Origin of the sequence: Nocardiopsis metallicus (genome assembly GCF_014201115.1) — a bacterium.
GTDB lineage: Bacteria > Actinomycetota > Actinomycetes > Streptosporangiales > Streptosporangiaceae > Nocardiopsis > Nocardiopsis metallicus.
The window spans coordinates 6,579,865-6,601,919 of the sequence record NZ_JACHDO010000001.1 but is presented as its reverse complement, the minus strand read 5'-3'; the positions used below and the strand labels follow the sequence as shown (position 1 = coordinate 6,601,919).

Annotated in this window: 19 protein-coding genes; 18 read left to right on the top strand and 1 reads right to left on the bottom strand. The window is 70.4% G+C overall.

Annotation, left to right across the window (positions count from 1 at the left end; all coding sequences use genetic code 11):
- Positions 1-3: 3 nt before the first annotated feature.
- Positions 4-1,215 (bottom strand): helix-turn-helix domain-containing protein, encoded by a 1,212-nt coding sequence (locus HNR07_RS29085; RefSeq protein ID WP_184368763.1) that lies wholly within the window; start codon positions 1,213-1,215, stop codon positions 4-6.
- 273 nt (positions 1,216-1,488) lie between these two features.
- On the opposite strand from HNR07_RS29085, the gene HNR07_RS29080 reads away from it, so the two are divergent.
- From HNR07_RS29080 to HNR07_RS28995, 18 genes are all read left to right on the top strand, one after another.
- Complete coding sequence (locus HNR07_RS29080) at positions 1,489-1,881, top strand: roadblock/LC7 domain-containing protein (RefSeq protein WP_184368760.1); 393 nt, start codon at positions 1,489-1,491, stop codon at positions 1,879-1,881.
- Positions 1,878-2,255 carry a helix-turn-helix domain-containing protein gene (locus tag HNR07_RS35975; RefSeq protein ID WP_184368757.1) on the top strand — a complete coding sequence of 126 codons (378 nt, stop codon included), beginning with the start codon at positions 1,878-1,880 and terminating at the stop codon, positions 2,253-2,255. The genes HNR07_RS29080 and HNR07_RS35975 overlap by 4 nt, the downstream gene beginning before the upstream one ends.
- Entirely contained in the window at positions 2,239-2,790 is a 552-nt protein-coding gene (locus HNR07_RS29070) for a hypothetical protein (RefSeq protein WP_184368754.1), read from the top strand. The genes HNR07_RS35975 and HNR07_RS29070 overlap by 17 nt, the downstream gene beginning before the upstream one ends.
- Positions 2,787-4,034, top strand: coding sequence for a styrene monooxygenase/indole monooxygenase family protein (locus HNR07_RS29065; RefSeq protein ID WP_184368751.1), 1,248 nt, complete (start codon positions 2,787-2,789; stop codon positions 4,032-4,034). The genes HNR07_RS29070 and HNR07_RS29065 overlap by 4 nt, the downstream gene beginning before the upstream one ends.
- A gap of 53 nt (positions 4,035-4,087) precedes the next feature.
- Complete coding sequence (locus HNR07_RS29060) at positions 4,088-4,810, top strand: class I SAM-dependent methyltransferase (RefSeq protein ID WP_246420558.1); 723 nt, start codon at positions 4,088-4,090, stop codon at positions 4,808-4,810.
- Positions 4,807-7,707: a beta-ketoacyl synthase N-terminal-like domain-containing protein gene (locus HNR07_RS29055; RefSeq protein ID WP_184368748.1), complete on the top strand. Its 2,901-nt coding sequence runs from the start codon at positions 4,807-4,809 to the stop codon at positions 7,705-7,707. Before HNR07_RS29060 ends, HNR07_RS29055 begins: the two co-directional genes overlap by 4 nt.
- A 1-nt stretch (position 7,708) precedes the next feature.
- The gene (locus HNR07_RS35750; protein ID WP_184368745.1) at positions 7,709-10,135 is read left to right on the top strand and encodes an acyltransferase domain-containing protein; all 2,427 of its coding nucleotides are present in this window, start codon (positions 7,709-7,711) and stop codon (positions 10,133-10,135) included.
- A 194-nt stretch (positions 10,136-10,329) separates the two neighbouring features.
- Positions 10,330-11,031 carry an HAD family hydrolase gene (locus HNR07_RS29045; RefSeq protein ID WP_312894083.1) on the top strand — a complete coding sequence of 234 codons (702 nt, stop codon included), beginning with the start codon at positions 10,330-10,332 and terminating at the stop codon, positions 11,029-11,031.
- Between the two features lie 34 nt (positions 11,032-11,065).
- A complete protein-coding gene (locus HNR07_RS29040) occupies positions 11,066-11,380 on the top strand; it encodes a WhiB family transcriptional regulator (protein ID WP_184368739.1) in 315 nt (104 codons plus the stop codon).
- Positions 11,381-11,709: 329 nt separating this feature from the next.
- The gene (locus tag HNR07_RS29035; protein WP_184368736.1) at positions 11,710-11,991 is read left to right on the top strand and encodes a hypothetical protein; all 282 of its coding nucleotides are present in this window, start codon (positions 11,710-11,712) and stop codon (positions 11,989-11,991) included.
- 178 nt (positions 11,992-12,169) lie between these two features.
- Positions 12,170-12,943, top strand: coding sequence for an SAM-dependent methyltransferase (locus HNR07_RS29030; protein ID WP_184368734.1), 774 nt, complete (start codon positions 12,170-12,172; stop codon positions 12,941-12,943).
- Positions 12,940-14,040 carry a Scr1 family TA system antitoxin-like transcriptional regulator gene (locus HNR07_RS29025; RefSeq protein ID WP_184368731.1) on the top strand — a complete coding sequence of 367 codons (1,101 nt, stop codon included), beginning with the start codon at positions 12,940-12,942 and terminating at the stop codon, positions 14,038-14,040. Before HNR07_RS29030 ends, HNR07_RS29025 begins: the two co-directional genes overlap by 4 nt.
- An 8-nt stretch (positions 14,041-14,048) precedes the next feature.
- Positions 14,049-14,444, top strand: a complete 396-nt coding sequence (locus tag HNR07_RS29020) for a hypothetical protein (protein WP_184368728.1) — start codon at positions 14,049-14,051, stop codon at positions 14,442-14,444.
- Between the two features lie 214 nt (positions 14,445-14,658).
- Positions 14,659-15,981, top strand: coding sequence for a hypothetical protein (locus HNR07_RS29015; RefSeq protein ID WP_184368725.1), 1,323 nt, complete (start codon positions 14,659-14,661; stop codon positions 15,979-15,981).
- Positions 15,972-17,183: a hypothetical protein gene (locus HNR07_RS29010; RefSeq protein ID WP_184368722.1), complete on the top strand. Its 1,212-nt coding sequence runs from the start codon at positions 15,972-15,974 to the stop codon at positions 17,181-17,183. Before HNR07_RS29015 ends, HNR07_RS29010 begins: the two co-directional genes overlap by 10 nt.
- A 5-nt stretch (positions 17,184-17,188) precedes the next feature.
- Positions 17,189-17,611, top strand: a complete 423-nt coding sequence (locus HNR07_RS29005; protein ID WP_184368719.1) for a hypothetical protein — start codon at positions 17,189-17,191, stop codon at positions 17,609-17,611.
- 122 nt (positions 17,612-17,733) lie between these two features.
- Positions 17,734-18,630 carry a hypothetical protein gene (locus tag HNR07_RS29000; protein ID WP_184368716.1) on the top strand — a complete coding sequence of 299 codons (897 nt, stop codon included), beginning with the start codon at positions 17,734-17,736 and terminating at the stop codon, positions 18,628-18,630.
- Between the two features lie 81 nt (positions 18,631-18,711).
- Positions 18,712-22,008, top strand: coding sequence for a DEAD/DEAH box helicase (locus HNR07_RS28995; protein WP_184368713.1), 3,297 nt, complete (start codon positions 18,712-18,714; stop codon positions 22,006-22,008).
- The last annotated feature ends 47 nt before the right edge of the window (positions 22,009-22,055 follow it).

Below are 22,055 nucleotides of genomic sequence, written 5' to 3'. Positions count from 1 at the left end.
TTCTTACGGTATCCGCAGCTGTGCCAGCGCGTCTTGGATCTGGCGGGACTCGGCTGCGGTGAGGGGTGCGTGTGTGAGCCGTTGGGTGCAGGAGGCCAGGGCTGAGCGTAGCTGTTGGATGCGTGCGGGTGCAGGGGTGCGGGCCAGGTCGTTGATGGCGGCCAGGGCCGCTTCGGCATCGCCCAGGAGCAGGTGGGCGCTGATCAAATCGGTGCGGGCCAGGGTCAGGTCGCCGTAGCTGCGCTGTGCTTGCGGGCCGCTCTCGTAGGCGTCGATCGCGGCTCGGGAGTGTGCCAGGGCTGGTTGTGCTTCGCCGAGTAGGACCAGGGTGGAGGCGGTGTAGTAGTCGCGTTTGGGTGTGGGGAAGGTGAAGATGCCTCCGACCTTGGTACTGAGGTCTTCGGGGTCTTCAGAAGCTTCGTGGGGGTGAGTTTGGAGCTGGTCCAGGGCGGTGCGGGCGGTGGTGTGGTCGCCGCGTCGGGCGGCGGCGCGGGCCTTGATGGCGGTGATGCGTGCGAAGGATTGGGGGCCGTGGTCCAGGCGTTCGACGCGGTCGGCCAGTTCCAGGGCCTGGGGGGTGGGTTGCCAGTCAGCGATGAGGGTGCGGGTGCCCGCGGTCCAGCTGTGCAGGTGGGGGTGTTCGGTGTAGTCGGCGCAGCGGTGGGCGTGCTCCAGGTGGGTCAGGGCCCGGGCGCTGTTGCCGTTGTCGTGGGCGGCGTAGGCGAGCAGGAGTTCGCAGGTGCCGACGATGACCAGTAGTTCGCGGGCGTGGCGTGGGCGGGCCCCTGCTTGGTAGTGGCCGAGTGCGGTGTCGCGCAGGGCCCGCACACGCGGGATCAGGGGCTGGGAGGGGCTGCTGACGTAGGCGCTGGCCAGGCTGGTGAGCTGGAGTTCGAGGGTGGCCAGCGCGTAGTCGTCGGTGTTGTCGATGAGCAGCTTGGTGATGTCGGTCCCGGGTTCGGCAACGGAGGGTGGGGCGCCCGGGGCCGGGGTGGGTGTGTGCGTGAAAGCGGTGTCGTGCTCGGGGGCGCCCATTCCCTGCAGGGCCTGCTGGTTCCTCTTCACCGAGGCGAGCACGCCGCCTTTTTCGATGTCGCTCACCTTGGCCTGGGAAATCCCAGCTAGGCGAGCGATGGGGACCTGGCCGAGGTCGGTGTGCTGGCGCAGGGCGCGGATCACGGTTGCGGCGTCGAGTTCAGCGATGGCTCGGCGCACCTCGGGCAGACCCCAGAAGAAATCAGGAACACACCCACATGCACCTTTTTGTCTTGTGTGTCCGCAATTGCGGCAGAGCATCGTCGGCGAACCCTTTCTATGTCCGGTCATCGTCCACCGGCGCGCGTGATGCCGCATATCAGAAAACTAATATTTCTTATCAGGACTCTGATTGATTGGTGATGTCCCAGGTCGCCAAGCTGAAGGCATGAACTTCCTTTTCTCGGTGCCCAGAACGTCGGTGCCCCCGCCCTTGGGTGGGAGGTGGCGCCCGTGACGGCGACCCTTGTGTCCAGCACACCGGTCACCAGCCCGCTGTTGGACGAGCTCCTCACTCGGCTTCCCGAGGCCCGGCAGGTGGTGGTGGGTACCGACGCGGGTCTGGTGCACGCCCTGCCCTCGAACGGTGACCGCCAAGTGGCCGATCAGCTCTGTGCTCTGGGAGCGAACCTGATCAGCCTGTCCGGCGGGCTCTCCCACCTGGGTTACGGCAAGCCTCGCCGGTTTCTGACACGGGTGCCGGCAGGGTGGCTGCTGGTCTTTCCCATCGACGAGCGGCTGCGCGCGGTGCTGGTGGTCGAGGGCACCGTCCAGCTCAAGCAGGCCCGCACCCAACTGGATGCGCTCATCACCCGTTTCCTGGATCTTTACGGGGGTGCGCGGTGAACACCTTCCCTGCCGGCCGTCGACCCGAGTTGGCAGTACCGCCCCGACGCTCTCCCAACGACCCGTGCCCGCGTCTGCTGGTGGCCGACCACGCCCTGGTCCTGTGTGCTCCTGACCCTGCCCCTGGCGCGGTGGAGGAGTTGGCCGAGCTGGGCGAGGTCGCCTACGCCATCTACCGGCTGTGTGTGGAGCAAGCCCAAGGGTCGGCGCCGCTGGTGGCCATGGAGATCGCCGCTCGGCTGAGCTACCCGCGCGCCGCGACCGCCATTCACCTGTCGCGTCTGGCCCACCGAGGCCTGGTGCAGATCACCAACCCCCACGCAGCCACCACCCCCCACCACCTGCAGGAGGTACTCAATGCCCTACGCTCCTGACCCCTGGAACAGCAGCAAGATCCTCGTCACCGGAGCCACCAGTGTGGGCAAGACGGCGTTCGTGGGCGCGGCCAGCGACGCCGCGCCGGTGCGCACCATCGAGACCATCCCCACCCCCCAGCGCGGTGAGGAGGCCATGAACCTGGACCTGCTGATCCTGGACATGGGGCGCATCGCCATCACCGACCACCACGTCCTGACCCTGGTCGGAGCCCCGCTCCCCACCGTGTGGGACGGGCTGTGGCCGGATGTGGCCCGCGGGGCCCTGGGCGCGGTGGTCCTGGTCCACCCGGACAGCCCAGAGGAGGCCTTCCCCGCCGTGGAGACCCTGGAAGAGGCCCGTGTGCCCTTCCAGGTGGTGATCACCCACCTGGACGGCTCCACACCGGATGCGCACAAGGTCGGGCAGGTACTCGAGGTCGACCCGACCCGGATCACCGTGTGCGACCCGCGCAGCCGCGTCGCTACCCGTTGCGCCATCGGTGACGTGGTCAGCGGCGCGCTGAAGCGCAGCCCGGGGCAGGTGGCGTTGTGAGCCTGAAGTGTCTGATCGTGGGCGCGGGCCAATCCGGGCTGGTACTCGCGCACGCCCTGCTCTCAGCCGGGGCGGAGGTGACGGTGAGCACGGGCCGCAGCTCCCAGGACCTGCGCAACGGGCGGGCCCAGATCACCCAGCTGACCCTGCCGCATGGGCTGTCCGTGGAGACCGAACACAACCTGGCGATGTGGTCGGGCGTAGCCCCCACCTTCGACCGGGTGGCGTTGTCGGTCATCCCCGAGCCCGCCTCCCAGGTCGGGTTCACCGGGACCCTGCCCGGGGTCGGTTTGGCGGTGGACCCGCGGGTCAAGCTCGCCGACTGGCTGGAGTTCTTCGAGGACCGTGGCGGCAAGGTGGTCGTCCACGGCCTGACCGTCACCGACCTGGAGTACTTCACCCGGCCTGGAGCGATGTATGACGTGGTCCTGCTGGCCGTCGGTGACGGCGAGCTCGGCCAGATCCTGGACGATGACCGCAGCCGCGCTGACGGTGCCAGCCGCGGCCGCCACGTCACCCAGGCCTACGTCACCGACTTGCAGGCCCCTGAGGATCAGGTGCTGGTCTACTCCTGCAAGGCGGGGGAGGTGTACGTGGTGCCGACCCTGACCGCGCAGGGCCCGGTGCACTCAGTCATGCTGATCGGCCGCCCCGCCACCGCCGACCAGAGCGGTGTTGCCACGCTGGATGGCACCGCTGTGGGCGGGGCCTCGATCCATCACCCCCAGGCGCTGCTGGGCCGGATGTGCGACATGCTGCGCGCCAACCACATCCCCCTGTGGGAGCAGCTGGGTCAGGCCGCCCTGCTGGACCCCTTCTCTGTCCTGAGGAAGGCGGTCACACCCTCGGTGCGCCACCCGGTGCACACCTTCGACCACGGCGGATCTCTGCTGGGCGTGGGCGACACGGTCATGACCGTGCCCACGCAGTGCGGGCTGGGCTGGGAGGCCTCGGTCCGCTCAGCGCAGGTCTACGCTCATCGCATCCTGGCCCACGCCCAGACCGGGAGGGCCTTCACCGCCAAGGTCCTCAAGGACGTCTTCACCGCCTACATGGACCACAGCGGCGCCGCCACCGACTTCTTCGAGCAGTACGTCGACAATTTCTGGAGCGGGCAACTGACCGCCAACGAGCAGGACCTGTTCCAGCGGGCGTGCGCCGACCAGGCGGTCGCTGACCAGTACGTGGCCGGGTTCGCCGCCCCCGAACAGCTTGTGCGCATGCTCCACCCCACCCAGACCTGACCCCACCCGCTCACCCCCTCTTCTTCCCCCTGATGCGAAGGGCTTGGTTCGTCATGCCTGAAAACACCCCCCACACCCCCCAGCACCGCACCGGATGGGTCTCCCGTTCCAACCCCCGCCTGTACAGCCCACGCAACATCGAACGCTACGGCGACCTCATCGTCGACAAGGCGCACCGGTGGGCGTGGAAGCTCGACAACGACCAGCTCCAGGACCTGTACCTGCGCCACGTCTCGGCCCAACATTTGGAGATCGGCCCCGCCGACCTGCATTTCCTGGACCACACCCCGGCCCCGGCGCTGGAGCACCAGTGGCAGGTGGACGTGCTCGACATCAACACCGCCCCGCTGGAAGCGGCCCGGCACAAGCTCAAGGGCCGCGCCCAGGTACAGCTGCACGAACACGACGTCCTGGCCCTGCCCTGGCCCACCAAGAAGCGCCACTACCACTCGCTGGCCATCGGCAACGTGCTCCACTGCGTGCCCGGAGCGGGGTTCTCCGCCAAGGGAACAGCGATTCAGGGGATGGCCGAGGCCCTGGCCGATGACGGCGTCGCCTGGGGCTACACCCTCACCAGCGCCCAAGACCCGTCAACTCGCACCAACCGGCTCGCGCGGGCGCTGATGTGGCACTACAACCGGATCGACAACACCTTCCACAACCGCGGGGACCGTCTGGCGGATCTGGAACGCGAGCTGAAGAGGCACTTCGCCTCCCTCCAGGTCTGGCCGATGGGTGCCGCAGCGGTCTTCGTCGCGGCGGAGCCGATCCGATGAGCGCCCCCAGAGTCGCCCTGTTGGGCATGGGTCTGCGCCTACCGGGCTCCATCACTAGCCCCGCCGACCTCGAACACGCCCTGGAGCAGGGCGGCAGCGTCGTGGGCCCGGTCCCCGAGCAGCGGTGGAAGGGCATGTGCGAGGACCTGCACCCCGACGAGGTCCCCGAACAGCCCTGGACGCTCGGGGTCGTGGACGACCTCGAGAGGTTCGACCACGCCTTCTTCTCCATCTCCGTCGACGAGGCCGCCCAGATGGACCCCCAGCAGAAGAAGCTGCTGGAGGTGGTCTACGAGGCTGTCCAGGACGCCGGTATCTGCCCCTCGTCCCTGGCCGGGCCCCGCACCGGTGTCTACACCGGCGCAGCCTCCTTCGACCGGGCCGCCCATGCCTTCGCCCCCGGAACGGCCTCTTCGGTGCATGCCGCATCGGGTGCGTCCATGGCGGTGCTGGCCAACCGGATCAGCTACCACCTGGACGCTCAGGGGCCCTCGCTGAACTTCGACTCGGCGTGCTCGGCCTCGGGCACCGCGCTGCACTACGCGCTACGCGACCTGCGCTCAGGGGTGGTGGACACCGCGATCGTGGCCGGAGCCAACAGCCTGGAGGCCGCGCCCATCACCGCGGGCTTCCACAAACTCGGTGTACTCGCCCCCGACGGTGTGTGCGCCCCCTTCGACACCGACGCCCACGGGTATGTGCGCTCCGAAGGCATGGTCGCGGTGGTGTTGCGCCGGACCGAGAACGTGGACCCGCGCGTGCACCGGGTCTACGCCCACCTGGCGGGCAGCGGCCTGTCCCACGGGGGCCGCGCCCCGCACCTGGTGGCACCGCGCGCCCCACACCAGGCTCGTGCCATCACCCAAGCCCTGGTCGACGCCCAACTGACCCCCGCCCAGGTCGGAGTGGTCCACGCCCATGGCACCGGCACCAAGGCCGGAGACCTGGAGGAGACCCGCGGCCTGACCCAGGGCTACACCGACCACCAGCCCGATGACTCCTGCCTGCTGGTGAGCTCCTCCAAGGCCGCCCTGGGGCACACCGAAGGCGCCGCCGCCCTGGTGGGAGTGTGCGTGATGGCGCTGGGCCTGCACCGGCACCAGGTGTGGCCCACCGTGGACCACACCCAACCGCTGCCGCTGCTGGGCAAGAAGGGCATGCGCGTCCCCACCCGCATCGAACCCTGGCCCCACATGGACGGGCAGCCCCTGGCGGGTGGGGTGTCCGCGTTCGGGTTCGGCGGGTCCAACGCCCACATCATCATGACCTGCCCGCCCCCACCATCTGACGATGCAAGCCGCCCCACCCAGGGCGCGCGCCGCCTGCTTCCGGCCCTGCTCCCGATCTCAGCCCACACCCGCCCCGCTCTGACCCACACCGCCACCCGGTGGGCGCAGCATCTTCCCGGCCAGGACCTGCACACCGTGGCGGCCGCCGCCATGGACAGGCGAGACCACCACCGCCACCGCGCTGCCGTCGTCACCTTCGACACCGCCACCGCCGCCCAGGCCCTGGAGCATCTGGGGCGAGGGGCCCCGCACGAGGCACTGGTGGGCCCCTACACCCCCACAGGGCTGGCCCCCGAACAGCTGGCGTTCGTCTACTCCGGGCACGGCTCCCACCACGAGCACATGGCCGTGGAACTGGCCGCCGCCCTGCCTGAGTTCGCTGACGCTCTGGAGCGGGCCCGCCAAGCGCTCGGCGCCCAGGTGGGGCGTCCGGTGTGGGCACCCGGTGAGGCCTTGGACGGTTTCGAAACCATCCAGCACGCCGGGTGGATCGTGCAGGTAGCGCTGACCGACACCCTGTCCGAGCTCGGTATCCGACCGACTGCGGTGGTCGGGCATTCGGCCGGGGAGGTCGCCGCGGCCTACGCCGCCGGCGCCCTGGACCTGGAGCAGTCCGCCCACGTCATGGCCGCACGCAGCCGCCACCTGGCCACGCTGGGCGAGGCCGGGGGCATGCTCGCCGTGGCCCTGGAAGCCGAACAGGCCCACACAGTCGCCTCGGACACGGGCCTGGAGGTTGCTGTGACCAACAGCCCGCAACTGTCGGTGCTTTCCGGCGCCCACGCCGGTCTGGAGCGCGCTGCCGCGCACCTGGCCCAGCAGCAGGTGTGGTGCTCGCCCATCGCCGATGTCATCCCCGCGCACAGCAGCCTCGTGGAACCCCTCCAGCCCGCGTTGCGCGCCGACCTGGTGGGCCTGGACCCGCGCCCGGCCCACGCTCTGTTCATCTCCACCGCCTGTGGCGCCCCGCTGCAAGGCCAGGAGCTGACCGGTACCTACTGGGCTGAGCAGATCCGCCGCCCTGTGCGCTTCACCGACGCCATCACCGCCCTGACCCGCGACCAGGCGACCGGCTGCGTGGAGATCGGCGCCCGTCCCGTCCTTTCCGGGCACATCAGCGACACCGCCCCCGGCACAGCCGTGGCCACCGCCACCACCGATCCCGAAACACTGATGCGGGCCCTGGCCGGGCTGTACGTACACGGCCACACCCCCACCCGACCGACCTTTCCCGCCACCGCGCCGACCTTCCTCCCTGCCCTGGCCTGGGACCACCACCCGAGCAGCGTGGCCCCGGCCGCAGCCGTGCCTGCCGTACCCGAGCAGATGACCACCCAGCACATCCTGGCCCTGCTCTGCGGGCTGATCGCCCGTACCAGCGGGGTGCAGGTGGACCCCTCCCATGACGCCACCGCTGCATGGGGCGCCCTCGGTGTCACCTCGCTGGACCTGGTGGCCATCACCGGTCAACTGCGCGCTGCCCATCGCCGGTGGGCGCACCTGACCCATTCCGACCTGATCCAGGCCCGCACCCTGGCCAGGACCTGTGACCTGCTTGTCCACCTCGAAACCACCGCCCCACCCACCCTCATGAACGGGAAGAGCTGAGATGACGACCCGGGTCCAGCAGCAGAGCGCGATCGACGCGGCGCTCATCGGCATGAGCATGCGCCTGCCCGGCGCCACCAGCGCGTTCGAGCTGTGGCAGCTGCTGCTGGACCCGGCCCGCGGCCACCACCGCGGCCTGCACCACGGGCCCATCACCCACACCCTGCTCCGCCAGGTAGTGATGGAGGCCCTGGCCGACGCCTCCCTGCCCGCCCGCGCCCTCAAAGGAAGCAGGACCGGGGTGTACGTGTGTACCCACCCCGACTCAGCGACCGAACCTGACCTGGCCACGTCCCTACACGACCACCTCGGCCTGGCCGGGAGCGCCACAACGGTCACAAAGCTGAGCGCGGTCCCGCTGCTGCACACCGCCCACCACGACCTACGCGTCACCGAAGTCGACCACGCCCTGGTGGTGGCCCTGGACGAACACCAGGACCAGACCCGGGCACTGGTACTGGTACTCACCTCCACTGCTCTGGCCGAACGGCACCGGGCCTATGCCCACCTGGCGGGCACTTGGACCACCGCCAACCCGCTACAGGACGACACCCAGGTGCTGGGTCTGGCCCTGGCCCAGGCCGGACACGAAGGAGAGCAAGCGGCCTGGACCTGGCAGACCACCGACCCGGCTCTGATTCCAGCAGACACGGAAGCGGCTGCTGAGCCTTCTTGCGAGTTGCCCCAGACCCTGAACATCTCGGGCGGTGTGCGCAGCCTGATCGGCGTGGCGGCCACCGCGCTGGCCCTGCACCGCCGCCAACACCCCCGGCCCAACCAGGCGCTGCCCCCGGCCGACCCCTTCGGAGAGCAGGTAGCTGCCGCCGTGGACCACGCCCTCGACCGGCGCTGCGCCACCGTCCTGATCAGCGCCCCGACCTTGCCCCTGCCCGCCCACCACGATCCGGTTGCCCTACCCCGCATGCACCCCCTCTCCGCCCCCTCCCACACCGGCCTGGTCCGCGCCGCCCGTCTGCACGCCGAAACCACCCGGGCCGCGGGCAACGTCACCACCCTGGCCGACACCGCCCTGGAACACACCGACCACCACCCGGTGCGCGCGGCCGTGATCAGCGACAACCTCGGGGCGACCGTGCAAGCCTTCAGGTCGCTGGAGGATCGGGCCCCCAACTGTCATGTGATCGGCCCCCGCGTGGTGCCGCAGGTACGACCGAAGCTGGTCTACGTGCTGACTGGCCTGGCGGGCGTACACCCCAACGCCGGCGCGCAACTGATGCGCTTGAGTGAGTACGCAGACGCCGCCGAGGAAGCCCGCCAGGCGCTGGCCGAGGCCACCACCGAACCGGTGTGGGGCCCCGGACAGCGGATCAGGACCACGGCCGATGGCCACCAGGCGACCTTCGTCAGCCAGATCGCGCTGGGCGCGGCCTGGCGGGCGTGGGGCCTGGAACCGGACACGGTGGTGGGGTGCGGGGCCGGAGAACCCGCCGCCGCGGTCCTGGCCGGGGCGCTCTCAATCCAGGAGGGGGCCCGGGTGGTGGCCGCGCGCGCCCGCGCCCTGGCCGAACTGCCCCCGACCCAGATCCTGCTGATCCACGCCTCGCGCACCCGGATCGGTCCGCTGCTCGCGCCGCTGCGCGATCAGGTGCACGTGGCGCTGCACCTGCACACCCAGCTGTGGTGCGTGGCCGGACGCGACCAGGTGCTGGAGGATCTGGCACGCACCTTGACCGAACGCGCCATCCACACCCAGATGGTGGCCGCCGATGCCGCTCACACCCCGCCCGCCCGGGAACAAGCCTCCCAGGTGCGCGAGGCACTGCGCGGGCTGCGGCCCCGCCCGGCCACTCGCGCTCACCTGGTCACCGCCACCCCCCACACCGGACACCCGCTGTACCTGGACGCCGCCTACTGGGCCCACCAGCTCAGCACCCCGGCGCATCTGGGCGCTGCGGTGCGCCTGGCCACCGACCACGCCGCCCCGAGCGTGCTGGTGGAGGTGGCCGCCCTCTCCACCTTGGCCCGCCCCCTGCTCGAGGCCGTGGACGCCCGCCATGACGTCGTCTCCCTGACGTGCGATCCCGCCCAGTACGCGCACGCCCTGGGTGAGCTTTACACCCGCGGCTACACCCCCCGACCCGCGCACAGCCGCGCCAACGCCCACCTGGTCCTACCAGCCGCCGCCGACACCCCCCAGGAGCCGGTCTTGGCCTGGGCGGGCCCGGCCCCCGAGCACGTGCAGGACTACCTGCTGGGCCTGGTGGCGCGCGTCGCGGACCTGGAAGTGCCCCCGGCGGGCTTTCTTACCTGGGCTGACCTGGGGTTGGGCGAGTACGACCTGGTGCGCCTGATGGGCGAGCTGCGCCAGGTCCCGGCCTGGCGCGGTGTGACCACCGCCGAGGTCGACCCCCACCAGCCGCTGACGGTGTGGGCCAAACACCTGGCCACCCGGGTGGAGGCCGCATGAGAACCCCTACCCCGCTCCGGCGCGTGCTGCCCGGGCCCTATGACCACATCCCGAAGGGGGCGCTGACCGTTCTCCCCTGAACCCGGACGGCGCCCCGGGCGCTCCCGCCCCACCCGACTCTCCCCTCGGGGGGGCGGGGGCGCCCCCATCCACCACCCCATCTTTGGAGGCACCCTATGGTTCGGTCCTTGGCCGTGACCACGCTCGTGGTCGGCTACCACCACGCCCTGACCACCGCATCTGAGCAGGACTTTCGCCCGCACAGCGGCCACCTGCGCCAGGTGCTGGCCGAACACGACATCACGTTGTCGGAGGCCGCGCGCGCCGACTTCGACCGTCGCCTGGTCACCTGGCAGCGCCTGGCCCACGCCAGCGCGATGGCCGATCTGATCACGATGGTGCTGTCCCGCCACGGCATCGACCAACCGCTTTCCTCTTCGGAATTGGCGGTGCAGATGTGTGAGCGGGCCGGGGACGCACCCGTCACCGCCGAGGCCGCCCGCACCCTGACGCGTCTGTTGGAGCAGGGCTATGGGGTGTTGGTGGCCACCACCACTTGCCGGCCCCAGGAGCAGCGCGCCAAAGCGCTGGCCGACGCCGGTCTGGGCGATGTCCCCCTGGTCACCTCCAGCCAGCTCGGGGTGGCCGCACCGCACCCCGAGTTCTACGAACACGTCCTACGCCGGTGCGCTGCCGCCCCGGGTCGGGTGTTGTGGGTGGGTTCCGATCCCATCGAGGACGTGGCCGGGCCCCGCGCCCATGGCATGCACGCCGCTGCCGTGCTGCCCACCACCGCCGCTGGCCGCCGTGAGCGGGCCGCCCGGGCAGGAGCCCACACCGTGCTGACCTCACTCCAGGAGCTACCGGACGTGCTGGTGCCCCTGGCCCGCCCCTAAGCCCACCCCACCCCCTTCTGTTTTGGACCTGGACATGGACCCCTTCACCGACGAACGCGCCAAGTGCCGTGATGCCGCCCCCGACGCCCTCTTCGTGCAGGGCAGGGCCCAAAACCGGGCCAAGCTCATCTGCCTCCCCTGCCCGGTACGTGCCCGGTGCCTGGCCGAAGCCCTGGACGGGCAGATCGAGTTCGGGGTCTGGGGCGGGATGACCGAACGCGAACGCCGCGCCCTGCTGCGCCGCCGCCCCGAGGTCACCGACTGGGCGGGCCTGCTTGCGCAGGCGTGGGAGGACTACCAGCGCTCTGAACCGTCCCCGCCCCAGCAGGCCTTGCCCGCCCCCGCCTGAAAGAGAGGAACCAGCATCATGTCGCCGCGCCGCCCTACCAGCCCGCGCCCCCGCCACGTCGTTGGCCGGGTGAGCGCGCCCTGGACCCCGACCGGTACCGGCAGGCCGAAGAGCTGGATGCGGACCACCCCTACTGGTGGATCCTGTGGGCTCCCTACAGCCACAAGTACGTGGCGTTCTTCCTGGGCCCTCAACGTGTCGAACCCATCGGCGAAGAAGACCCGCAGGAGCTATGCGCGGAGCTGGCGCGCGTCGAACACGAGCTGTTCGCCCCACCAGTCGCCTTGTTGCGGTCAGGCCCACGGGCCCCGGGCGGGGGGTGAGCGGTGATGCCCGGATTCAACCGACCCACCACCACCCCCACCGACCCGCTGGCCACCGCTGCCCGCAACGTCGGGCTGACCCTGCACCGCCAGGGCGGCCACCTGTACCTGAGCAGGGTCGCAACCCGCATCGGCATCCATGAGCACCAAGGCCACTGGTGGATCCGTCTCACCGCTACCGAGGAACTCGGCCCCTTCAGCGACACCGACGAGCTGATGCGTGCCAGCGTCCAGGCCCTGGACGCAGCTCGGGCCCGCTCACGCGAGGGGCTGGTGCGTGGCCGATGACCCCCGCACTCCGACCTGCTCCTGTGCCCGCCACCGGGCCGGACCTCAAACGTCGCGCGGCGACCGGCCAACCCCTTGCCCGGTTGCCGCGCGGCCCCCTCACCTCGTGTGGTGCGCGCCTGAGGGACCCCGCCACCCGGTGGGGGCTGCCCTCCTACCGCACCGGGTGGGTGATCCCATGACCACCAGCACCGATCTGCCCACCTGCACCATCGCCGACCTGCAATCAGCGCTGCTGGGCGCCAACGCCAGCCCTGAAGCGCGTGCACATGCGCGCCGCCTGCACCAGGTGGCACCGCGGATGTGGGAGCTGACCCAGGCCGGACGGGACTGGACCGGGAGCCTCCTGCACCAGCTCAGGCCCTGGGATATGGAGCAGGTGGTGGACCTGGGGTGCGGCATGCCCCGCCGCACTCCCTCCAGCGGCCCCGCTGCGGTGGACACCCACGAATACGCCGCCGCTGCCGGGGTGCGCCGCTGCGCTTACGTGGACGTGGACCCGGACGTGGTCCGGGCCCGCCAGAACCTGGCCCGGAGCACAGATGGGGCGGTGATGGCTGACATCACCGACCCCGAACACCTGCGCCACCAGCTGGCCACCTGCGGTATCGACCCCCACCGTCCCACCCTGGTGCTGCTCGGCGAGGTGCTCGCATGCATGGACGACGCCCAGGCCCTCCACGTCCTCTACACCCTCACCGACCTTTTCGCCACCGGGTTCGTGGCGGTCTCGCACCTGTCCGGGCTCGGGCCCGCCCCGGGCGCGCTCACCGGCGCCACTCGCCAGCGTGTGCGCGCCCGCTCGGCCGAGGAGATACGGGCCCTACTGGAAGCGGCCGCTTTGGAGCCCCACCAGGGGCCGACCCCGCTCTCGTCCTGGCCCCGGCCCATGTGCCCGACCCCGGGCACCGACCTGCTGGGGGCCCTGGCGCGAATCGGAGGATCCCCGTGAGCGCACAGGCCGACTTGGACCAGGCCTTGGCCGGGTTGCACCAGCACAGCACCCCTAAGGAACTGGGCACCGTCTACGAGCACGGCGCCACCTTGCGTCAGCTCGCTGGGGCTACCAAACGCTCCAACACCTGGGTGCTGCGCAAGCTGCGCGAGGCACGCACACCCATGCGCCCGCCTGGCCGCCCCGTCCATGGCCGGCCCCCCAGCACCGGACAGAACCAGGGGGACTCCGCCACCTCTTCCACCGTGCAACGTCATGTGCTCAGCCGCCGCCTGGTGGAGCTACGTACTCACGCCAACCTGACCCAGAACCAGGCCGCCCGTGGAATCGGGGTCTCGCTCTGGAAAATGGTGCGCGCCGAACGCCCGCAGGGGCCACGGTCGCTGGCCCTGCTGCACGAGCTGTGTACCTTCTACGACACGCCGCCGCACGTGCGTGAGGACTTGGCCCGTCTGTGGCGGGAGGGCCATGTCCCCGAGTGGTGGACTGCACAGGGCCTGCGCGTGCCCGATGACCGGCAAACAGCGCTGGGGCTGCGCGCTGACGCGCGCCACGTCTACGGCTGGTCCGACACGCTGGTGCCCGAGTTGGCGCAAACCGCCGCCTACGCACGCGTCATCGAAGCCTCCCGCGGCGATGAAGAGCCCGTGGACATGGCCGTTGCCGTGCTCATGGCCGCCCAGCGCCGGGTGCGGCGCCGCGGCATCGACCAGCGCTACGTCCTGGATGAGGCCGTCATCCGCAGGGGTGTCGGCGGCGCCCAGGTGATGGCTGACCAGCTCAAGGGCCTGCGTCAGATGGCGGTGCGCGGTCGGCTGCGGGTGCTGGCGTGGGACAGCGGCCATATCCCGCCCATCAACGGCTTCGAGCTGTGCTTCATCCCCGAGCTGGGCACCGCGCTGTATAAGCCCCACACCCAGAAGATCAGCGTCCCGGACCCCTCTGACACACCCTCACTGGACTCCTTCCGAACCACCCTGACTCACCTGTGGGAACACGCCGCTGATGCTACGGCCACCACAAACCTGATCGACCACGCCCGCGCCCAGCTCCTAGGCGCACAGGCACCTGACGTCCACACCACTGCCAGCTGAAAAGGCCCATGTCCCACCACGTTTTTGAGCACCACGTCCTGGCCCCCACTCTCGACTCGCCCGATGAGGTGGCCGCGACCACGCGCGCCCTTCTGGCCCGGTGGGGTGTGCGGACGGAGGTGGCGCTGCTGATGATCGCGCGGGTGCGCACCCTGGCCACGCTGCTGACCGCTTGCGCGGCCCACGAGTTCCACCTGCGCCTGCTTAACGAGGACGGGCAGGTGCGGGCCCAGGTCACGACCCCTACCGGTGTGCTGAACCACGACCTGCCCACCTGGCAGGTCCACCCTGCCCACCCGAACACGCTCTATATCACTTCGGCGGCCGTACAGGACCAGCCGCTCGGTGAGGGCGCGTCCTGCCGCCAGCACGCCCTGGCTCCTCAGGAAAGGAGGAGCGCGTGAAGCCCTTGAGGACGCTGCGGGTCGCCCTTGGCCGTTGCGGTGGGTCATGCCGCTTTCGGTCCCTGGCCGCACTGGTGCGGCCAGGCACCCTCAGTGCTGGTGGGAGACGGCCCCTGCCGCACCGAGGAGTCCTTCCATCAACGCCACCATCCGCCTACCTGGTAGGGCCCTAGGCCCTGACCCGGTGACCTTCGTACCGAGGAACCGACCCGACATGACGCATCCGCCACCCCCGCCCAGCTCTGAGCAGGCGGCCCGCCTGGTCCGACACCTGATCACCCAGGACCGCGACGCCGCGGTTCTGCTCACCGTCCACCCCGGCCCCCGATGGTCTACCGGGTTGGCGGCGGCCCTGTGGGACCTACCGCTGGGAGAGGCTCACCAGCGGCTGGAGCGGCTGGTGCACCTGGGCGTGCTCACCCGCCACGCCGACGGGCACCACACCATGGCCATCGAGGTGCGGGCCGCCTTGGAGCGCACCGGCGCTACGGTGCTGCTGCCCGGGTGTCGCCGTGCCCGCAGCCGGGTGGTGGCCTACTACACCGATCAGGCCATCGCTGCGGATCTGGTCCTGGATCCGGGCCGGTGGCGCTGGCACCCGCCCGCGGTCGAACAGATCCGCCGCACCCGGGCCAGGGTCGCCACCCTGGAGGAGACCCAGGCATGGCTGGACGATGAGCTGAACAACCTGCTGGCAGTGGTCGAGCTGGCCCACCACACCAGCCACCACCAGCAGGTCATCCTCATCGCGGAAGCGATCAGCTCCAATGAGGGCGTCGCGCATCGGCCCGCCGCCCTGCGCATGATCCTGGAGCTTGGTGTGGCCTCCGCCGAGAGCTCAGGTGATGAGGGTGCCCAGGCGGTGATGCACCAGGCGATGGCCGCTCACCACCTGCGCCGCGACGACGCCGAGCAGGCGCTGGCCTGCGCCCACTACGCGCTGGCTTTGTGGGCCAGCGCCGAACCCCGCCGCAGGCGCCCCTACCACGAGCGTGGTCTGGTCCACCTGTACCTGCTGCTAGCCCAGGCCCACGACCAAGCCGACGATGTGCTCTCGGCGGCCCGCTACACCGATCTGGCCAAGAGCGTCCACGCCACCTACGACCACCAGCGCGATGCCGCCCTGGTCAGCTACCACCAGGCGGGCGCTCTGTACAACGACGAGCGGTTCAAGGACGCCCGGGCGTTGCTGAACTCGACTCTGGAGATGCTGGCCCCAGAAGAACCGGTATGGCAGGCGCGTGTGCACCAGGCGTTGTGCGAGGTGCTCATGGAGCTGGAGCAGTACAAGGCCGCCCGCGAGCACGGGCAGGCCGCCCTGGATGCGCTCTCGCCCCAGGTCGCTCCGCTGGTGTGCGCCAGCGTGCACGAGTCCCTGGCGTGGGTGGCTCACAAACTGGGCGAGTCGGCCCGGGTACGGGACCACTTCGAGCAGGCCAGAGTCTATTCGGCCTCCGTAGCTCCCGCCTACGCCAGGCAGATGATGGCTGCCCGCGATGAACTCGCCCCCATCCCAGGGGGTCACCTGTGGCCCTGACCCGCGCCTACGCCGCGCTGACCCCCAAGGCCCGCACCCTGCACCAGCTCCTGGTGCTCGTCCCGGGTGAATCCTTCACGGTCGAGGCCGCCGCCGCTCTGGTGGATCTGCCCCTCGCCCAAACCCAACCGCTGCTGGATGAACTGGTGGCCCAGCGGCTGCTCACCCTCGCTGAGGAGCGCTACCGCCAAGACCCCCGGGCCCGTACCCATGCGCTGGAGGTGAGCCGTGAAGCCGACCCGGCCCCAGCCGAGACGGCCCCGGCTCTGCACCGCTTGTTGAGGTGGTACCTGCACACCGCCTCAGCCGCCTCTGCTGTCCTGGACCCGCACCACTGGCACACCACCCCGACCTCGGCCCGCCTCTTCACCGCGGACCGCGCGCGCTCGTGGTTTGCCGCTGAGCTCGGCGCGCTGCGCCTGGCGGTGCGCCTGGCCGCGGAGGTCGGTCACCCCCGCCTGTGCTGGCAGTTGCACGAGGCGATGCAGCCCTACCTGCGGCTGCGCCGCTCCTTCACCCTCTGGCAGGAGACCGTGGGCTGGGCGCGGGCCGCCGCACGCACCGCGGCCGACACTGTCGGCCAGGCCATGACTCTCACCAGCCAGGCCACCCTGGCCCGGGACATGGGGGACCGGGAGGGCGCGGCCAGGGACTACGCGCACGCCCTGGAGCTGTGGGACCGCACCGGGCGCATGGCGGGCTACGCCCACACTCTGATCGAGTACGCACACCTGGAGGTATCCGCTGACCGGTGCGGGCGGGCGCGCCTGAAATTCCTCGACGCCCTGGAGCTGGCCCAGACCGAGCAGGACCTGGACCTGGAGTTGAGGGCCTGGGCGGGGCTGGGCCAAGCCGAACTGGGCCAGGGCCGTCCCAGCGAAGCGCTGACCTGCCTGGAACAGGTCAGTGAGGCCCCCTCCACCGCGCCGGGGCTGCGCCTGCCGACCCTGGTCTTTATGGCCGCCGCCCACCTGCAGCGCGAGGATCCGATCAGAGCCGCGCACCTGCTGCAACGGGCCGACCTGCTGCCCGTTCTGGACCCGGTCGCGGTCGCTGATGTGGACCTGGTCCGTGCCCACCTGCACGCGGCGAACCCCGAGCATGAGCGCACCCATCTGGTGCGCGCCTACAACGTGCTGCGCAGCGCGGGCGACCCACGTGCGGACGCCCTCCAAGCCCAGCTCGACGAACTGGGCGGGTGAGGCCGATGTCCACCTCCGCCCAGCTCTGGCAGAGCAGGGGCCGATTCCCCCTCACGCTCACCTGCGAGCTCCCGTACTGGATGGTGCAGCTGGGGGTCTACCTCTACGCGCTGGATCTCCTGCTCGGCTGGGGCGCCCATCCAGGGCTGAGCTGGGTGGCATTCCTAGTGGCCTTGGGTGCCACCACCGCTCTGGTGCCCTGGCAGGTGTGGGTTCTCGCAGCATCGGAGAGTGTGCGCCGAGCCCAAGCACGCGGCCCCTACCGGCCAGGGCCCGTCTCGTGGATCTGGGCGCTCCTGATCGCATCGCTGTGGATCTGCTTCTGGCTGGAGCATCCCCTGGCGGCCACAGTCATCGTCGTGGTCTCCGGGCTCGTGAGCTTGCTGTCGATCCGGCGTTCCCGCGAAACAAGCAAGGGCTGGAGGTGAGCTCCCCTTCGTAAACCACCCGCGCAGACGCGCCCTTCTCCCGCTCAGCGGCCGGTCGAACACCGACCGGTCAAGCCCGGCCCGGTCAGGGCCAGCAACCCACCACCACAGGAAGCCGCACCATGGACACCATCTTTCGCTGTATGTCCGCCAACGTCTGGCGCTCAGGAGTCTTGACTCCCGAAGGCACCCGCCAGAACCGGATTCCGGCTCTGTGTGAGGCCATCGCCGCCCAGTCCCCGCACCTGCTCGGGGTGCAGGAGGCCAACGAGTGGGCCAAACACGATCACCGCCTCCTGGACGAGGTCTCCGAGCGGGTCGGCCTGAGCGCGGTTCGAGACTCCTTTGCCCCCGACCGCTCCACCGGGCTGCTGTATGACCCCCAGGTGATGGAACTGGTCGAGTGGGAGCCCGTCTTTGAGGCCAACGCGGGGTTCGGCGGCACCGCCCTGTTCGACGTCGGAGGGCCCTTCTTCCTGTCGGTGATCGTCGTCCACCTGTCCCACCAGAGCGCCCCGCGGGCCCTGCACCAGGCCAGCCTGGTCAACGACAGGGCGCGGCGCGTGGCCGACCGGCGCCAGCCCCCCGGCGCGGTACGCGCCGAGGCTTCCCTGGTGTTCGGTGACGTCAACCAGCCCGACCTGTTCCACCCCGGCGCCCCTCCCGAACCCGCGCCGGAGTCCCTGCCCGCGGCCAACCTCGCCTACCGGTTCAAGGGACGGGCTGGCGCGGAAACGGTGAATCGGGACGTGGCCGAGCTGTTCGAGCGCTGCCGGTGGCACAACGTGGCCCATCTGCTGGCCGAGCAGACCGATGACCCCGGAGGGCAGGCCCGGCTCTTGGCGCCCACCGGCCACAACGGCGGGTTCGCCGTCGACCGGGTGCTGGTCACCCAGTCGGTAGCGCCCGCGGTGAGCAACCTGCGCCACGTGGACATCCCCAGCGACCACCGGGCCCTGGTGTGGGAGCTGGCCCCCGAACTGATCGACCCCGCGTTGACCACCCGTCGCCACATCTAGCCCATCCCAGGGGGCGCCCCTCGGGCTGCCAGACCCGCCCCCTTTTTTCCTCTTGTGACTGGTCAAGGAGTGCACACCGCTGTGAGCTTTCGCCCCCCACTGCCCGTTGGTATCGCCGTGGCCCCTCACGTGTCCGGGGTCTGGACCTGGAGCGTGCACACCCCCACCACACGGTGGAGAAGCACCGACGCGACCGCGGCCAGAGTGGGCGAGTTGGCGCCGGTGATCGGCGAGCAGATCACCACACGGATGGGCAAGCACATGGTCCTGGTTGGCCCGCCCGAACTCGGTCTGGACACCCCCGGCTCGGCCGTGGTCACCGCGGACCTGATCGAGCAGGCGCGCTCTTTGGCCACCCAGGCCGTCTCCGATCTGTCCACGGGCCACTTTCGCACCCTGGATCTTGGTCTCCTGCCCGCTGACCCGGGTCGGCTGCCCGGCCCGGCGTGGACGCTGGCGGTCCACGCCATCAGCGACACCGAAGGCGCGGACTGGGCCTGGGTGAGCGGTGCGGGATGGTACGCCATCGGCACCCACCCGCAGGTGGGAGCGCCAGCCGACCAGGTGGCTCGCGCTGGCATCGAACACGCCGCTTCCATTTCGCCTCTGGGCGGGCGGGTGCGGGTGCTGTGTGACGACTACGACGCAGTGCAGGCGGCCGCGACCATGGCGCGGGCCGCCCACCAAGCCCGCCTGCGGGCTGATCCGCGAGCAGTCGCAGAGCTGGAGATCGACTGGATCGAGGCCGACTCCACCCCTGAGCACACCGCGGCCATGGACCTGTGCGAACAGACCATGGCGCCCCTTCCGGCCCCGCCCGCTTCCCCCGACGCGGCCCTGACGGAGCGCCCGGCGCAAACACCCTTGGTTCCTTCACCACCGCCAGAGCCCGAACCCGAACCCGAGCCTGAGCCCGAGCCGGTGCAGGTGGCGGCCCAGGTGTCTGCGTCACCGGCACCACACGTTGAACCCTCGCCCCTGCCTGCCCCACCCGCACCGGTCCAGGGTGGGCTGGAGTTACGCCCTGAACAGCGCGCGGCCATCACGCAGATCGTGCGGCTGTGGGAACGCGATGGCCTCGCCCAGCTGCGGTGGCCCTGCGGGTACGGCAAGACCGTGGCCTACGCCGGCGCGGCCCTGGCGGTGAACGCTTCCTTGACGGCGGTGGTGGTCACCACCCTGGAGCTGGTGGAACAGATCGCCCGTACCTGGCAGGGGTTGTGGGGCGCCCAGTTGGACCGGGTCGTGGCTGTCTGCTCTGACCAGGAGATTCTCCAGGCAGATCGGGCCCGGCCCACCGACGCCTTCGACCAGGAACTGTCGGTGTTCACCGACCCAGACCTGCTGGTCAAGGCCTGCTCAGAGCCGGGCCACACCCTGGTGGTGGTCACCTACCAGAGCCTGGAGGTGCTGCTCAAGGCGTGCGCCAACGGCCTGGATCTGGGGGTGTTGGTCGCTGACGAGGCCCACCACACCGCGGGGCCCGAAACCTCGGTGTGGACCCGGGTACACCAGATCGACGCGCTGCGCCTGTACGGCACCGCCACCCCCCGCTTCATCGAGGCCGCCCCGGATGGGCCTCGCTATTACTCCATGGAGGACACGAGCACCTTCGGCCAGGTCGCTGATGAGCGCACCTTCGGCCAGGGCATCGAGGAGGGGCGTCTGGCCGATTACCAGGTCATCGCCTCGGTGGTTGAACAGGCCAGGATCCTGGCCGCCATCCAGGGCCGCGAGGAACTGGGCGCCGGCCACGTGCGGTTGTCCGCGGATCTGGTGGCCGCCCAGGTCAGTGTGCTCGACGCCATCACCACAGGCGACCTGCGCAGCCTGATCTGCTTCGCCCCCACCCTGGCCTGGGCCGAGGCGTTCACCGGCTCCCTGAATGAGATGGCCACGCTCGTGGGAGGACAGGCGCCCGACCGGGAGCTGGTGGCCCTGCACATCAACGCCTCCTCTGGCGGCCCGGCCCGTACCCGAGCGCGATCCTTGCTCGCCGCGCCGGGCGAGAGGGTCGTCGTGGTCACCGTCGTGGGCTGTTTCGGTGAGGGGGTGGACGTGGCCGCGGTGGACGCGGTGGGTTTGTTCAGCGCGACCGCGTCGTTGGAAAGGCTGCTCCAGCAGATCGGCCGGGCCCTGCGCAAGGGCGGGCGAGCGGACAAGGTCGCCCAGCTGATCACCCCGATGTACACCACCGCCTCAGATGATGCGTCTGCGGTGTTGGAGGAGAACTCCTACGCCGCGCTCGCCCAGGTACTGCGCGCCCTGCGTTTGGTGGACGCCCGTTTCGACGCCGCCGTGCACACCCACTTGCGCACCGGACAAGGGTTGGAGCGGTGGGTGCGCCCGCGTCAGCTAGCGTCCGGTTCCCCGCAGATGAAGGTTGATCTTCCGGCGCTGGCCGAGGCGATCAGCACCGTCATCCTGCCCGATCTGAACTCCTCCTGGTGGAGAAACTTCGCCCTGTGCCAGAGGTGGGTGCGCGCCCACGGCACCCTGCGCGGGGACACCGCCTTCGTCACCATCACCGGCTCCCCGATGCGGGGGTGGCTCATCTACCAGCGTCGGCTCTACCGGCGGGGCCTTTTGAGTCAAGACCAGATCGCGGCGCTCACCGGTCTGGGCTTCGTGCTGGACAGCTACCGGGGCAGGTTCTGGGACCGGCTCGTCGCCGAGACGACCCAGTGGCGAGCCCACCAGGATGACCTACTCCCCAGCTCTGATCACCCTTTCAACGCCACGCTGAACTACGCCCGCCAACTCCGCAAGTGCAACTTCTTCACGACCGGGCAACTGGCGTGGCTGGACGAACAGGGCATGATCTGGGATCCCCTTCACGCTGAGCGCAGCAACCGCATCACCGAGCTGGGCGAGTTTCTCGCTGCCCAGCAACGCCTTCCCGACCCCCTTTTCACGGCTCAGGAGCAACGGCTGGCCCGGTATGTGGCCATCCTGCGTGAGGCTCATCGTGCAGGCTCCCTGCACCCCGACCACGCAGCGCAGTGCCAGCGCTGGCAGGTACCGCTGAGTACCGGCGGCTCCCGGATCCCCCCGCCCTCACCGGACCGCCGCATCCAGGTGGTGGGCGAGCTAGCGCCCAAAGCCCGGGTGGAAGAGATTGTGGACGCGGTGGGCAGGGGGGCGACCAACGACGAACTGGCTCAGGCCACCGCAGTGGCCGCGCCCTCGATCTCGACTCGGCTCACCCGCAACGGCCATCCTCCGCTCACGCGTCTTCGTGAACAGGCGCTGGCCACCCACGCCGCCCAGGCCAGCTGTGTGCAGGACTTGGTGGGCATCGCTGGCCGCTTCCAGGTCACCCCGTCCCGGGTGGCCCGCCTGGCCCCCGCCCACCTACGCCAACAGGTCGACCCATGACCTTCACAGGCCAACACCGCAACCCCCTTGTCGGCTTCGCCCCCGGC